This is a genomic window from Paeniglutamicibacter psychrophenolicus, assembly GCF_017876575.1.
Lineage (GTDB): Bacteria > Actinomycetota > Actinomycetes > Actinomycetales > Micrococcaceae > Paeniglutamicibacter > Paeniglutamicibacter psychrophenolicus.
In genome coordinates this window covers 3,238,731-3,253,628 of the sequence record NZ_JAGIOE010000001.1, presented here as the reverse complement: position 1 = coordinate 3,253,628, position 14,898 = coordinate 3,238,731, and the positions used below count along the sequence as shown (strand labels likewise).

The 14,898-nt window shown below is 68.4% G+C and carries 12 protein-coding genes; 10 read left to right on the top strand and 2 right to left on the bottom strand.

What is annotated here, in order from left to right; all coding sequences use genetic code 11:
* Positions 1 to 33 precede the first annotated feature (33 nt).
* The 3 genes from JOF46_RS14775 to JOF46_RS14765 all read left to right on the top strand — a co-directional run bounded on the left by JOF46_RS14775 (position 34) and on the right by JOF46_RS14765 (position 2,888).
* Entirely contained in the window at positions 34 to 696 is a 663-nt protein-coding gene (locus JOF46_RS14775; protein WP_209908281.1) for an ATP-dependent Clp protease proteolytic subunit, read from the top strand.
* A gap of 164 nt (positions 697 to 860) precedes the next feature.
* Positions 861 to 2,153 carry an ATP-dependent Clp protease ATP-binding subunit ClpX gene (gene clpX / locus JOF46_RS14770; RefSeq protein WP_209908280.1) on the top strand — a complete coding sequence of 431 codons (1,293 nt, stop codon included), beginning with the start codon at positions 861 to 863 and terminating at the stop codon, positions 2,151 to 2,153.
* 87 nt (positions 2,154 to 2,240) lie between these two features.
* Complete coding sequence (locus JOF46_RS14765) at positions 2,241 to 2,888, top strand: mycothiol-dependent nitroreductase Rv2466c family protein (protein WP_209908278.1); 648 nt, start codon at positions 2,241 to 2,243, stop codon at positions 2,886 to 2,888.
* Between the two features lie 438 nt (positions 2,889 to 3,326).
* Here JOF46_RS14765 and valS read toward each other — a convergent pair whose 3' ends face one another.
* Together valS and JOF46_RS14755 are read right to left on the bottom strand one after the other, a co-directional pair.
* A complete protein-coding gene (gene valS, locus JOF46_RS14760) occupies positions 3,327 to 5,954 on the bottom strand; it encodes a valine--tRNA ligase (RefSeq protein WP_209908276.1) in 2,628 nt (875 codons plus the stop codon).
* A gap of 146 nt (positions 5,955 to 6,100) precedes the next feature.
* On the bottom strand, positions 6,101 to 7,813 hold the full coding sequence (locus JOF46_RS14755; RefSeq protein ID WP_209908274.1) for a glycoside hydrolase family 13 protein: 1,713 nt from the start codon (positions 7,811 to 7,813) through the stop codon (positions 6,101 to 6,103).
* Positions 7,814 to 7,989: 176 nt separating this feature from the next.
* On the opposite strand from JOF46_RS14755, the gene JOF46_RS14750 reads away from it, so the two are divergent.
* From JOF46_RS14750 to JOF46_RS14720, 7 genes are all read left to right on the top strand, one after another.
* Positions 7,990 to 8,355 carry a DUF488 domain-containing protein gene (locus JOF46_RS14750; RefSeq protein ID WP_209908272.1) on the top strand — a complete coding sequence of 122 codons (366 nt, stop codon included), beginning with the start codon at positions 7,990 to 7,992 and terminating at the stop codon, positions 8,353 to 8,355.
* Positions 8,356 to 8,445: 90 nt separating this feature from the next.
* Positions 8,446 to 9,216 carry an SDR family oxidoreductase gene (locus JOF46_RS14745; protein WP_209908270.1) on the top strand — a complete coding sequence of 257 codons (771 nt, stop codon included), beginning with the start codon at positions 8,446 to 8,448 and terminating at the stop codon, positions 9,214 to 9,216.
* A complete protein-coding gene (locus tag JOF46_RS14740; protein WP_342592461.1) occupies positions 9,213 to 9,950 on the top strand; it encodes a sirohydrochlorin chelatase in 738 nt (245 codons plus the stop codon). Before JOF46_RS14745 ends, JOF46_RS14740 begins: the two co-directional genes overlap by 4 nt.
* A 77-nt stretch (positions 9,951 to 10,027) precedes the next feature.
* Complete coding sequence (locus JOF46_RS14735) at positions 10,028 to 11,761, top strand: nitrite/sulfite reductase (protein ID WP_209908268.1); 1,734 nt, start codon at positions 10,028 to 10,030, stop codon at positions 11,759 to 11,761.
* Complete coding sequence (locus JOF46_RS14730) at positions 11,758 to 12,480, top strand: phosphoadenylyl-sulfate reductase (RefSeq protein WP_209908266.1); 723 nt, start codon at positions 11,758 to 11,760, stop codon at positions 12,478 to 12,480. The genes JOF46_RS14735 and JOF46_RS14730 overlap by 4 nt, the downstream gene beginning before the upstream one ends.
* Positions 12,481 to 12,541: 61 nt before the next feature.
* Positions 12,542 to 13,501: a sulfate adenylyltransferase subunit CysD gene (gene cysD, locus JOF46_RS14725; protein WP_209908264.1), complete on the top strand. Its 960-nt coding sequence runs from the start codon at positions 12,542 to 12,544 to the stop codon at positions 13,499 to 13,501.
* The gene (locus JOF46_RS14720; protein ID WP_209908262.1) at positions 13,501 to 14,898 is read left to right on the top strand and encodes a sulfate adenylyltransferase subunit 1; all 1,398 of its coding nucleotides are present in this window, start codon (positions 13,501 to 13,503) and stop codon (positions 14,896 to 14,898) included. Before cysD ends, JOF46_RS14720 begins: the two co-directional genes overlap by 1 nt.

The window sequence follows — 14,898 nt, the reverse complement described above, 5'->3', positions numbered from 1 at the left end:
CCGGCAGACCTAACTGATTTCCCAGGAGAAACGATGAATTTCACCCCGCATGCCACCTCCGGCGAAACGCCCTCGGCACGCTACATCCTTCCGCAGTTCGAAGAGCGCACCCCGTACGGGTTCAAGCGCCAGGACCCGTACGCGAAGCTCTTCGAAGACCGCATCATCTTCCTTGGCACACAGGTGGACGACGCATCGGCCGACGATGTCATGGCGCAGCTGCTGGTCCTCGAGTCGATGGACCCGGAACGCGACATTACCTTGTACATCAACTCGCCCGGTGGCTCCTTCACCGCGATGACCGCGATCTACGACACCATGCAGTTCATTCGCCCCGAAGTCCAGACCGTGTGCCTGGGCCAGGCGGCCAGCGCCGCTGCGGTGCTGTTGGCCGGGGGCACCCCGGGCAAGCGCCTGGCGCTTCCCAACGCCCGCGTGCTGATCCACCAGCCGGCCATGGGCGGCGGCGAACGCGGCACCGCCTCGGACCTGCAGATCCAGGCCGAAGAGGTCATGCGCATGCGCGCCTGGCTGGAAAACACCCTGGCCGGGCACAGCAACAAAACCGCTGAAGAGGTCGGCAACGACATCGAGCGCGACCTGTACATGACCGCGGCCGAGGCCAAGGAATACGGCCTGATCGACGAGGTCCTGTCCCCGCGCAAGATCAAGCCGCAGAGCACCATCACCCGCTAAATACGGGACATGACGAACGGGCGGCCCGCGTCGCGGCGCGAAATATGCGCACCACGGGCCGCCCGTTTGCCCATTCTGACGGCGCTCTGTCATAGAGTTAAGACAGTTAAGCACTTCCGGTCTCTCGGGCCGGTCTTACCGGTACCAGATAGGGGACCAACACGATGGCACGCATGGGTGAAGGGTCTGATCTGCTCAAGTGTTCCTTCTGCGGCAAGAGCCAGAAGCAGGTTCGCAAACTGATTGCCGGACACGGCGTCTACATCTGCACCGAATGCATCGAGCTCTGCAACGAGATCATCGAGGAAGAGCTTGCCGAGGTCGAAGAGGGCGTTGCCTTCGAACTGCCCAAGCCGAAGGAAATCTTCGACTCGCTGCAGGAATACGTCATCGGGCAGGAGGGCGCCAAGCGCTCGCTCGCGGTGGCGGTCTACAACCACTACAAGCGCATCCAGGGCGGAGCCGCGGCAAAGTCCGTCTCGACGCTTTCCGACGCGAACTCCCTCGACGAGGTCGAGGTCGCCAAGTCCAACATCCTGCTGATCGGCCCCACCGGCTGCGGCAAGACCTACCTGGCCCAGACGCTGGCCCGCCGCCTGAACGTCCCCTTCGCCGTCGCAGATGCCACCGCGCTCACCGAGGCCGGCTACGTGGGCGAAGATGTCGAGAACATCCTGCTCAAGCTCATCCAAGCCGCCGACTACGACGTCAAGAAGGCCGAGCAGGGCATCATCTACATCGACGAGATCGACAAGATCTCCCGCAAGAGCGAAAACCCCTCGATCACCCGGGACGTCTCGGGTGAGGGCGTGCAGCAGGCCCTGCTGAAGATCCTTGAGGGCACGGTCGCCGCGGTGCCGCCGCAGGGCGGACGCAAGCACCCGCACCAGGAATTCATACAGCTGGACACCACCAATGTGCTGTTCATTGTTGCCGGCGCCTTCGCCGGTCTCGAGGAGATCATTTCCTCCCGCGCCGGACGAAAGGGCATCGGATTCGGCGCCCCGCTCTCGGCACTGAAGTCCGAGGAGGCCTCCTACTCGGATGTGCGTCCGGAGGACCTGCTGAAGTTCGGGTTGATCCCCGAGTTCATCGGCCGCTTGCCGGTGATCAGCACCGTGGAAAAGCTTGACCGCGAGGCGCTGATCAAGATCCTGTCCGAGCCAAAGAACGCGCTGATCAAGCAGTACCAGAAGATGTTCCGCATGGATTCTGTGGAATTGTCCTTCGAGCAAGGTGCGCTTGAAGCCATCGCCGACAAGGCCCTGGCCCGGGGCACCGGTGCCCGCGGACTGCGCGCCATCCTGGAGGAGACCCTCAGTTCCACCATGTTCGAGATGCCGAGCCGCGACGATGTCGCCGAGGTCGTCATCACGTCCGACGTGGTGCTCAACGGGGCCGAACCCACCTTGATCTCCGCGCAGGTCGCCGACAAGCGCGGCAAGAAGTCCGCCTGAGAACTGTCCCGTCGCGCAGGCGGCAACGCTTCCCTGCGTTGCCGCCCGTTCGCCGGGGCGATGGAAATCGATTGAAGGAGCAGTAAATTGTCAGAGAAGACACACGTTGATTTTTGGTTCGATCCGATCTGCCCGTTTGCCTGGGTCACTTCCCGCTGGGTGCTCGAGGTGGAAAAGGTCCGGGACATCGAGGTCGCATGGCATGTCATGTCCCTCGGGGTGCTGAACCACGGCCGCGAAGGACAGAGCGAGGAACAGCGCGCGAAGAACGCCCTGAACTGGGGTCCGGTCCGCGTGCTGATTGCCGCGGCCGCGAAGCACGGCGAAGGAGTGCTTGCAGACCTGTACACCGCAATGGGCGAGCAGCTGCACCTCGAGCAGAACAAGAACCTTCCCGACGTCGTCGCCAAGGCCCTGGCAGCCGTGGGCCTTGAGCCCGAGCTTGCCGAAGCCGCCACCGGCACCGACTTCGACGAGGCATTGAAGGCCAGCCACAACGACGGGATTTCCCGCGTCGGCCAAGACGTCGGCACCCCCGTCATCGCACTGAACGGCACTGCGTTCTTCGGGCCGGTCATCACCCGGATCCCCATGGGCGAAGAGGCCGGCAAGCTCTTTGACGCAGCGGTCACCCTGGCCTCGTTCCCGTACTTCTTCGAGATCAAGCGGTCCAGGACCGAGAGCCCGCAGTTTGATCTCGAAGCTGCCGGCGGCAAAAACGTGTCAATGGCCTAAAGCGCCAACATTCCACACCGGGGGCCCGGGAAAACCACAGAGTTTTCCCGGGCCCCTTGCCCGTTTGAGGGCCGACGCGTATAAATGAGATACGCATCACTACCGGAATGATGCCGAACAAAAACCGAATTCGTGGTGACGGACTATTGGAATCTCTTCTAGCCCGGCTGTAGCAGCGATGCAGCAAGACCCGCGCAACGAGGATTTTGTCCGGTTCTCAAAGTCAACGCTGTACGAGAACCAACACCGAGTCGAAGCCCCTCCGACAGTAGTTTTGTCAGCCGAAGGGGCTTCCCCTCTGTCCGCCACCAGGTGGCGTGACCGAACGCAGGGGAAGGATTGCTTCGACGGATGATACGACGAGGGCGCTGATCCACTCCCCGCGGGGAAGGGAACGGCGCCCTCGTTGTGTGTTGCCTCGGGGGCAACGGACGCTTGCTAGGCCTGGACGGCGTCCTCGGCCGGGGCAAGCACCACGTCGCTGACGACCAGGTCGCCTTCGGCGGCCACCAGCGTCACGTCGTGCGCGTTGCCGGCGGCCAGCAGGTCGCCCAGCCCGGCACGCAGCAGCTCCAAGGTGGCTTCCGGAGCGGAGACCACCCCGGATAGCACCTCGGTGCGCTGCTTGACCTTGGCCTCGGACTTGGCCTTGCGGATGCCCGAAAGCGCCTCGCCGACGACCGGGAGCACCGCGGTGTTGGCGCCCTCGATGGCACCGGCCAGGTGGGAAGACCCGGGCCACTGCGCGGTGTGCACCGAACCGGCACGCCACCAGCCCCAGACCTCTTCGGTGGCGAACGGCAGGAACGGAGCGAACAGGCGCAGCACCGCATCCAGCGTGGTGGCCAGGGTGGTCAGCACCGAGGCCTGCTCGGCCTCGCCGCGGGCACCGTAGGCGCGGTCCTTGATCAGCTCGACGTAGTCGTCGGTGAACGACCAGAAGAACGACTCGGTGATGTCCAGCGCACGGGCGTAGTCATAGGCATCGAAGGCGCGGGTGGCGTCGTCGATGACCTGGGACAGGCGGGCCAGCACGGACTTGTCCAGACCGTTGGTGACCACCGAGGCGTCGCCGGAGATGACGTTGGCTTCGGTCGCGCCAAGGTTCAGCACGAACTTCGAGGCGTTGAGGATCTTGATCGCCAGGCGGCGGCCGATCTTCATCTGGTTGATCTCGTACGCGGTGTCGGAACCCAGCTTGGCGCTGGCCGCCCAGTAGCGCACGGCATCGGAGCCGTAGTCGTTGAGCACGTCGGTGGGAACCACCACGTTGCCCTTGGACTTGGACATCTTCTTGCGGTCCGGATCAAGGATCCATCCGGAGATCGCAGCGTGCTTCCACGGGGCCACCTCGTGCAGCGCATCGGCGCGCACGGCGGAGGAGAAGAGCCAGGTGCGGATGATGTCGTGGCCCTGCGGGCGCAGGTCGAACGGGAAGACCTTGGCGAAGAAGTCCTCGTCCCGGCTCCAGCGGCCCACGATCTGCGGGGTCATCGAGCTGGTGGCCCAGGTATCGAGCACGTCTGCATCCCCGATGAAGCCGCCGGGGGTGTTGCGCGCCGATTCCTCATAGCCCGGGGCGGTGTCCGCGGCCGGATCGACAGGCAGCATCGCATCGGAGGGCAGGATCGGGTGCTCGTAGTCGGGCTCGCCGGATGCATCCAGCGGGTACCAGACGGGAACCGGGACGCCGAAGAAGCGCTGGCGGGAAACCAGCCAGTCGCCGTTCAGCCCCGAGATCCAGTTCTCGTAGCGCGAGCGCATGAACGCGGGGTGGAACTCGATCTGCTTGCCGCGCTCGATCAGGCGTGTCCGGCGTGCCTCGTCGCGCCCGCCGTTGCGGATGTACCACTGGCGGGAGGAGATGATCTCCAGGGGCTTGTCGCCCTTTTCGAAGAAGTTCACCGGGTGGGAGATCTTCTTCGGCTCCCCGTCAAGCAGGTTTTCGGCCGCCAGCAGCTCAACGACGCCCTCCTTGGCGGAGAACACCGTCTTGCCGGCGATCGCGGCGTAGGCCTCGACCCCCGCCTCGGTGGTGATCCACTCCGGGGTCTCGGCGATGACGCGGCCGTCGCGGCCGATGATGGTGCGGGTGGGCAGCTGCAGCTCGCGCCACCAGGTCACGTCGTTCAGGTCGCCGAAGGTGCACACCATCGCGATGCCCGAGCCCTTGTCGATCTTGGCCAGCGCGTGCGGGTAGACGGTGACGGGCACGTCGAAGAGCGGGGAGGTGACGGTCTTGCCGAAGAGCGGCTTGTAGCGCTCGTCCTCGGGGTTCGCGACCAATCCGGCGCAGGCGGCCAGCAGCTCGGGGCGGGTGGTCTCGATGAAGACCTCGGTGCCGTCCTCGGCGGTGAACGGGTAGCGGTAGTAGGCGCCGGGCATTTCCCGGTCCTCGAGCTCGGCCTGGGCCACCGCGGTGCGGAAGGTGACGTCCCACAGCGTGGGCGCCTCGGCCATGTACGCATCGCCGGCGTTCAGGTTGGCCAGGAAGCCGCGCTGCGAAACGGCACGGGACACGTCGTCGATGGTGCGGTAGGTCAAATCCCAGTCGACGGACAGGCCCAGGGTGCTAAAGAGGTGCTCGAAGACCTTCTCGTCCTCGACCGCGAGTTCCTCGCAGAGCTCGATGAAGTTCTTGCGGCTCACGACGTCCCAGTCGCGCTGGTTCTTCGCCGGGGTCGCCGGGGGACGGTAGCCCTCGATGTAGGAGTGGGTCGGGTCGCAGCGCACGCCGTAGTAGTTCTGCACGCGGCGCTCGGTGGGCAGGCCGTTGTCGTCCCAGCCCATCGGGTAGAACACGTTCTTGCCGCGCATGCGCTGGTAGCGGGCCAGCACGTCGGTCTGCGTGTAGGAGAACATGTGTCCCACGTGCAGCGAGCCCGAGGCCGTCGGCGGGGGAGTGTCGATCGAGTAGACCTGCTCGCGCGTGGTCTCTGCGTTGAATTTGTAGGTGCCTTGTTCGCGCCAGCGGGCGCCAAGGCGTTCCTCCAGGCCCTCGAGAACGGGCTTGTCCGGAACGGAAACGATGACGGGCGTGTCTGTGCCCAAGGTGTCTTCTGCCATGGTCTCCATTCTTCCATGCCGGCGGCATTACCCCCAGTCGTGCCACGTTGATGCCCGCCACAGGCGGCGCGGGGGCGCACACGGTTCGATGCCGCGTGCACCCCACTGCGGCGGTCCGGGAACCGGCTGGAGCCTGCCGCTTTGCGCTATGGGGCGATCCAGAGGGTGGTTTCCCCCGGAATGTGCGCCGGGTCCCGCGTGATCCCGCCGCTTGCAACGACGATCCGTGCCGCATCGAGGCCGGCGGGCAGGTCCGCCGGCGTAGTGCCGAAGTTGGTCAGCACCTCCCAGCCGTTGGGGCGGCGGTAGTGCGCGAGCGTGGCATCGGGCGCCGAAACCCACTGCAGGGCCTCGGTGGTTTGCAGCTTGCGCCGCCAGGCCAGGGCGCTGCGGTAGAACTCCAGGGTGGAACCCGCCACGCCGTCCTGGGTGTCGACGGCGTGGGTGGCAAACCACCCGGGCTGGGGCAGCCACGGCGAGCCGCCGAACCCGAGGTGCTCCTCGGTGGAGTTCCACGGCAGCGGCACGCGGCAGCCGTCGCGGCCCTTGGCCTTCCTTCCGGTGCGGAACCACGTGGGGTCCTGCAGCGATTCCAGGGGCAGGTCCGCGGCCTCGAACAGGCCAAGTTCCTCGCCCTGGTAGAGGTAGGCGGAGCCGGGCAGCCCCAGCATGAACAGCGTTGCCGCCCGGGCCCGGCGCAGCCCGCGTTCCGGATCGCCGGCAGGTTCCCGGCCACCGGAGAGCAGCCACGCGTCCTGGGCCGCGGCGTCGGTGCCGTCGGGCAGGGAATAGCGCGAGGCGTGGCGGACCACGTCGTGGTTGGAGAACACCCAGGTGGACGATGCCCCCGAGGTTTCCGCCTCGGAAAGGCACCGGGCCACGATGTTGCGGAACTCCCCGGCCGCGAAGGGCGCCTGCAAAAGGTCGAAGTTGAAGGCCTGCCCGAGCCCGGTGGGACGGGCGTAGAGCAGGCGCCGGTGGGTAAACGGCACCCAGGCCTCGGCCACGGCGATGCGCGGCGGGTCGTATTCGTTGAGCACGCTGCGCCAGCCGGCGAAGATCTCGTGGACCTCGTCGCGGTCAAAGAGCGCGTCGGTGCCGTCGTCGACCGTGATCTCCAGCGATGGCTTGGAGCGCAGCGGCAGGGACATGTCCTTGACCAGCGCATGGGCAACGTCGACGCGGAAACCATCCACGCCGCGGTCGGCCCAGAAGCGCAACGTGGTGTGGAAGTCTTCGCGCACCTCGGGGTTGTCCCAGTTCAAGTCCGGCTGTTCGGAGGCGAAAAGGTGCAGGTACCACTGGCCCGGCGCCCCGGCGTTTTCGCCGGTGGATTCGGTGATGCGGGTCCAGGCCGGCCCGCCAAAGTGCGAGGGCCAGTCCGAGGGCGGCAGTTCGCCGTTCTCGCCCAGTCCGTCGAGGAAATGGTAGCGGGCCCGTTCGGGGGAGCCGGGGGCTGCGGCAAGGGCGGCGGTGAACCATTCATGGCGGTTGGAGGAGTGGTTGGGCACCACGTCGGCGATGACCTTGATGTTCGCCGCATGGGCGGCCGCGACCATGGCATCGAAGTCCTCCAGGGTTCCCAGACGAGGGTCCACGTTGCGGTAGTCGTCCACGTCGTACCCGCCATCGGCCAGGGCCGAGGGGTAGAACGGCGAGAGCCAGATGGCGTCGATGCCCAGCTCGGAGAGGTAGCCCATGCGTGATGTCACCCCGGGCAAGTCGCCCAGGCCGTCGCCGGTGGCGTCGGCGAAACTGCGCGGGTAGATCTGGTAGACGGCCGCCTGGCGCCACCAATCGGCCCGCGGCCGGGCCCCGGGGTCATCGGCCGGACGGGGCGGGCTGAACTGGCTGTCCATGGGCGGGGAATCCTCTCGGGGCATCGGGTGCTGCGGTGCTTCAAGTATGCCGTGGCGTGGCGTGGATCACCCGCATTTCGCCCCCGGTCCCGGCGGGGCGGCGCCCGGGGTGCGGGGGACACCGTCGCTGCGCCGTTCCTCTGGAAGAAGTGCCTAAACAAGCCTAAAATTGAAGCATGGGAAGTTTTCGATTATTGCGTGCGTACGAACCTGCCGACGGTGGCTACAGGATCCTGGTGGACCGGCTTTGGCCGCGGGGACTGAGCAAGGAACGTGCGGCGATCGACGACTGGGCCAAGGATGTGGCCCCCTCGCCCCAGCTGCGCGTGGCCTTCAGCCACAAGGCCGAGCGGTTCACCGAGTTCAGCGACCACTACCGCCAGGAGCTGGAGGTGGGTTCCGCCGCGGAGGGTGCCGAGCGGCTGTTGGAGATCGCCCGCGAGGAAGTCGACGTCGTACTGGTCTACGGCGCCCGCGATACCGTGCACAACCACGCGGTGGTGCTCATCGATTTCCTGGCCGGGGCGCAGCAGGAATCATGAGGCCGCGGTCCGGGGCGCCCCGGGAGACCCCGGAGCCATGAAACGACATCGTGGTTGGGGCCCGGTGCCCCCGCTGGATAGGATTTATCCATGTCGCCAACGAATTCACACCCCCAGCATGCAGCAGTCGTCACCGGAGCCTCCAGCGGAATAGGGGAGGCCACCGCGCGCACCCTGGCCGCGGCCGGATGGAAGGTCTTCGCCGTGGCCCGGCGCGCCGATCGGTTGGCGAAGCTCGCCCATGAAACCGGCGCGATCCCCGTCGCCGCCGACGTGACCGACGACGCCCAGGTCGCGGCGCTGCTGGCAGCCGTTGGGGCCGCCGGCGGCATCGACACCCTGATCAACATCGCCGGCGGTGCCCGCGGCGCCGATTACCTGGCCGAGGCCAAGAACGAGGACTGGGAATTCATGCTCCAGGCCAACGTCATGGGCACCATGAAGATCACCCGCGCCTTCCTGCCGATGCTCCGCGCCCACGGCGAAGGCACGGTGCTGAACCTGACCTCGACCGCCGGGCTGGTCAGCTACGAGGGCGGTTCCGGCTACAACGCCGCGAAGGCCGCCCAGCGCGCGCTCACCCAGGCCCTGCGCCTGGAGGAAGTCGAGCACAACATCCGGGTCATCGAGGTGCTGCCCGGCCTGGTGCACACCGAGGAATTCGCCCTGCGCCGGATGGGCGGGGACCGCGAGTTGGCCCAAAAGGCCTACGCCGGGGTGGCCAAGCCGCTGACCGCCGGGGATGTTGCAGACATCATCTCCTACGCCGTCAACGTCCCGCACCACGTGAACCTCGACGAGATCGTCGTCCGCCCCGTCGCGCAGGCCGCTGCCCACAAGCTGATCCGCGGCCAGGCGTGAGCCCGGCCGCCGGAGACGGGGCACGGCCGCTGCACGTGGTGGCCTGCGCCCACGGCACCGACAACCCCGAAGGCCGCCTGCTCGTGAACGGGTTGCGCGAGGACCTGGCCGCACAGCTCGCGGCCGACGGCATCGACGCGGTCATCCACGAGGCCTACGTCGATGTGCAGGAACCCCGGCTGGACTCGGTGCTCGCCGCACTGCCGCCCGGCGTGGAAGCCATCGTCGCCCCCCTGCTGCTCTCCGAGGGCTTCCACACCTCGGTGGACATTGCCGAGGCGGCGGCACTCCGGCCGAACACCGGCGTGTGCGCACCCATTGGACCGGACCCGCGCCTGGCCGCTGTGCTTGCCGTGCGGCTGGCCGAGGCCGGACACCGGCCCGGGGACGCGGTGGTGCTGGCCGCGGCCGGAACACGCATCGAGGCCGGACAGCGGCAGGCGGCCCGGATGGCCGCGGCCCTCGCCGGGGAACTGGGCCAGGATGTCACGGTGGCCTATTGCTCCGCCGCCGCCCCGTCGGTGCCCGACGCGGTGGCCGCGGCACGCGCCGCCGGCGCCAAGCGCGTGGGCGTTGCCGCCTTCCTGCTGGCACCCGGATTCTTCCACGACAGGCTGGCCGGAGCCGGCGCCGACCATGTGACGGCGGCGCTGCTGCCGGGCGTCACAATTGCGAAATGTGTCGCCGGAAGACTCGCCGAGGCCCGTGCAAAGGGGCCCTCCGACACCGAATAGGTCGCCGCGTTACGGCATGACGTTTCGGGTCGGCGGCGGCTGGCGGGCCGCCTCCGACCCGCCCTAATGTCGTAGCCATGACACAGGCAACCGACACCCCGGCAAGCACCGGCACCGCCCGGCCAGCCCGCCCGGCCCGCCCGGCGGCCAAGCCGCACGGACAGTGGAAGATCGACGGGCCCGCCCCGCTTAACGCCAACGAGGCGGTCAAGGCGGACGACAACGGGCTGAACGTGCGCGAACGCATCGAAACCATCTACGCCCAGGGCGGCTTCGACTCCATCGACCCCACCGACCTGCACGGGCGCTTCCGCTGGTGGGGCCTCTACACCCAGCGCAAGCCCGGCATCGACGGAGGGCGCACCGCCACCCTGGAGCCGCACGAGCTCGAGGACCGCTACTTCATGATGCGCGTGCGCATCGACGGCGGCACCCTTTCCACCGAGCAGCTGCGCACCATCGGGGAGATTTCCCGCGACTTCGCCCGCGACACCGCGGACGTGACCGACCGGCAGAACATCCAACTGCACTGGGTCGACATCGTGGACGTGCCGGAGATCTGGCGCCGGCTCGAGGCCGTGGGCCTGGACACCACCGAGGCCTGCGGGGACGTGCCCCGGGTGATCCTCGGCTCTCCGGTCGCGGGGATCGCCAAGGACGAGATCCTGGACCCGACGCCCGCCATCCAGGAAATCCGCGAGCGCTTCATCGGCGACCCGGAGCTGGCGAACCTGCCGCGCAAGTTCAAGACCGCGATCACCGGGCACCCGTCCCAGGACGTGGTGCACGAGATCAACGACATTTCCCTCGTCGGGGTCATCCACCCCGAGCACGGGCCCGGCTACGACCTGTGGGTCGGCGGCGGCCTGTCCACCAGCGCGCGGCTGGCCGAGCGCCTGGGCGCGTTCGTGTCCGAGGAGCGCACCGCCGAGGTGTGGCTGGGCGTGGTTTCGATCTTCCGCGACTACGGCTACCGCCGCCTGCGCAACAAGGCGCGGCTGAAGTACCTGATGAACGACTGGGGCCCGGCGCGCTTCCGCGAGGTGCTGGAAACCGAGTACCTGGGCTATGCGCTGCCCGACGGGCCCGCACCCGAAAAGCCCACCAGCCCCGGGGACCACGTGGGCATCCACGAGCAGAAGGACGGACGCTACTACATCGGCGCGTCCCCCAACGCCGGGAGGCTCTCCGGCACGCTGCTGCTTGAACTGGCCGACCTGCTCGAGCGCCACGGCTCCAAGCGGCTGCGCACCACCCCGCACCAGAAGCTGCTGGCCCTGGACATCCCGGCCGCCTCGGTGAAGGCTGCCGCGGCGGAACTCGACGCGCTGGGCCTGGCCACCGCGCCGAGCATCTTCCGCCGCTCCGCGATCGCCTGCACCGGCATCGAGTTCTGCAAGCTGGCGATCGTGGACACCAAGGACACGACCATCGCCGCGGTCGCCGAGCTCGAGACCCGCTTCGCGCAGAAGTCGGCGGTGCGGCTGCCGCCGAGCTTGAGCCTGCACGTCAACGGCTGCCCGAACTCCTGCGCCCGCATCCAGACCGCGGACATCGGGCTCAAGGGCCAGCTGCTGCCCGATGGCAACGGCGGGCAGACCCCCGGTTTCCAGGTCCACCTGGGCGGGGGACTGGCCTCCACCGAACGCGGCGAGGCAGGCCTGGGCCGCACCGTGCGTGGCCTGAAGGTCACCGCCGAGGAGCTGCCCGACTACGTCGAACGGGTGCTGGAAAGCTACTCGGCCGGCAGTGTCGAGGGCGAGTCCTTCGCGCAGTGGTCGCACCGCGCCGCGGATGAGGACGTGCTGTGAGCGCCGCGGACTTGGCCACCCAGGACCGGATCGCCGCGGACCGCGCGCTGGCCGAGGCGGGTGCCGCGGAGCTGGGCTTCGACGCAAGCGCCACCGACGTCATCGCCTGGGTGGCACGCAACTTCCTGGTCGCCGAGGTCGCCGTCGCCTGCTCGATGGCCGACGCCGTGCTTCCGGCGGTCGTCGCGGAGCAGCTGCCCGGGGTCGACGTGCTCTTCCTGGAGACCGGCTACCACTTCCCCGAGACCCGTGCGACGCGCAACGAGGTCGCTTCCTCCCTGGACGTGCGGATCGTCGACGTGCTCCCGGAGCGCACCGTCGAAGAGCAGGACGCCGAGTTCGGGCCGAAGCTGCACGAGCGCGACCCGGGTACGTGCTGCCGGCTGCGCAAGATGGAGCCGTTGGCCAAGGCGCTGTCCGGCTACCGGCTCTGGTTCACCGGGGTCCGCCGCGAGGAGGCCCCCACCCGCACCAACACCCCGCTGGTCACCTGGGATGCGGCGCACGGGTTGGTCAAGGTCAACCCGCTGGCCGGATGGAGCTTCGACGAGCTGATTTCCCACGCCACCACGCACAGCGTCCCGGTGAACCTGCTGCTGTCCAACGGCTACCCGTCGATCGGCTGCGCCCCGTGCACTTCTCCGGTGGCCGAGGGGCAGGACCCGCGCGCCGGCCGCTGGGCCGGGGTCGCCAAGACCGAATGCGGCATCCACCGATGAGCCCCGGCCCGGCGGCACCGAGCCGCATTCCCGACACAACACACCCACGAAGGAGCCAGAGATGAGCACCACCGCACCCGCCCCCGCGCGTCCGGTCCCCGCCGCACCCGGCACACCCGGCAGCGCGCACCAGATCGACGTGCTCGACGCGCTGGAGGCCGAATCCATCCACATCCTGCGCGAGGTCGTCGCCGAGTTCGAGCGCCCCGCGATGCTCTTTTCCGGAGGCAAGGACTCCGTGGTGATGCTGCACCTGGCCACCAAGGCGTTCTGGCCCGGCACCGTGCCCTTCCCGCTGCTGCACGTGGACACCGGTCACAACTTCGAAGAGGTCATCGCCTTCCGCGACGAGACCGTCGAAAAGCTGGGCCTGCGCCTGGTGGTCGCCGGCGTGCAGGACTACATCGACGACGGCCGGCTCACCGAGCGCGCCGACGGCACCCGCAACCCGCTGCAGACCACCCCGCTGCTCGATGCCATCGGCGAGAACCGCTTTGACGTGCTCTTCGGCGGCGGACGCCGCGACGAGGACAAGGCCCGGGCCAAGGAACGCATCCTCTCCCTGCGCGACGAGTTCGGCCAGTGGGACCCGCGCAACCAGCGCCCCGAGCTGTGGAACCTCTACAACGGGCGCCACACCCAGGGCCAGCACGTGCGGGCCTTCCCGATCAGCAACTGGACCGAACTGGACATCTGGCGCTACATCGAACGCGAAAACATCGCGCTGCCCCCGCTCTACTACGCCCACCAGCGCGAGGTCTTCGAGCACTCCGGCATGTGGCGGGCCGTCGGGGAGTTCAGCCAGCCAGGGCCCGGCGTTCCCGTCCAGGCACGCACCGTGCGCTACCGCACCGTGGGGGACATGTCCTGCACCGGGGCGGTGCTTTCCGAGGCCGACACGACCGCGAAGGTCATCGCCGAGGTCGCCACCACCACCATCACCGAACGCGGGGCCACCCGCGCCGATGACCGCATCTCCGAGGCGGCCATGGAAGACCGCAAGAAGGACGGGTATTTCTAATGAGCACCACGAACCTGGACACCGCCGCGGCGGACACCACCGTACTTGACGGGGCCGCACTCGGCCACGCCGCACGGGCGCTGGGAACGCGCGGGCTCTTCCGCTTCGCCACCGCCGGTTCCGTCGACGACGGCAAGTCCACGCTCGTCGGCCGGCTGCTGCACGACGCGAAGGTCGTGCTCGCCGACACCCTCGAGTCGCTGGCCCGCACCTCCGCGGCGACCGGCTTCGGCGGCGGGGACGGCACCCTGGACCTGGCGCTGCTCACCGACGGGCTGCGCGCCGAACGCGAGCAGGGCATCACCATCGACGTGGCCTACCGCTACTTTTCCACCGGTGAGCGCTCCTTCGTGCTCGCCGACTGCCCCGGACACGTGCAGTACACGCGCAACACCGTCACCGGGGCCTCCACCGCGGACGCCGCGATCGTGCTCATCGACGCCCGCAAGGGCGTGCTCGAGCAGACCCGCCGGCACCTGGGCGTCATCGGCCTGCTGCGCGTGCCAAACGTCATCGTCGCGGTGAACAAGATCGATCTGGTCGACTACGACGAGGCACGCTTCGCGGACATCGCCGCCGACGTGGCGCGCGTCGCCGCAGGACTGGGCCTGCCGGCACCGCACGTCCTGCCGGTCTCCGCGCTGGTCGGCGACAACGTGGTGGAACGCTCCGCGCACACCGGCTGGTACACCGGGGCCACGCTGCTGGGGCTGCTCGAATCCCTGCCGACCCGCGACGAGGCGGACACCGCGGCCGAGGACTTCCGCTTCCCGGTCCAGCTGGTGCTGCGCCCCCAGGGCGCGCTGGCGCCGTGCCTGGATCCGGAGGCGTTCCGCGACTACCGCGCCTATGCCGGGTCCATCGCCGCGGGCTCCGTCTCCGTGGGGGATCCGGTCACCGTCGCCTCGCCGGGCGCCCCGCGCCGGGAGACGACGGTCATCGGGATCGACGCCGCCGGGGTCAGTCTCGACACCGCCACGGCACCCGCCTCGGTGGCGCTGCGGCTTGCCGCCGAGCTGGACATCGCCCGCGGGGACACCATCGCAGCCACCGGCACGCTGCCCGAATCCTCGGCGGACCTCCACGCCCAGCTGTGCTGGCTCTCCCCGGCCCCGCTGCTCCCCGGGGCCACGGTGCTCGTCAAGCACGGCACCGCCACGTTGCGGGCGAAGGTCGGCTCCATCGCCGGGGTACTGGACCTGGAGGACTTCGGGCTGCTGCCCGCGGCCAGCCTGGAACTGAACGACATCGGCACCGTGGTGCTCCGCCTGGCCGGCGAGCTTCCCACCGAGCCGTATGCGCGCCACCACCGCACCGGCGCGTTCCTGGTCATCGACCCGCAATCGGGCAACACGCTTGCCGCCGGACTGGTCGGCGAGCGCACCTCCGCAGCCTAG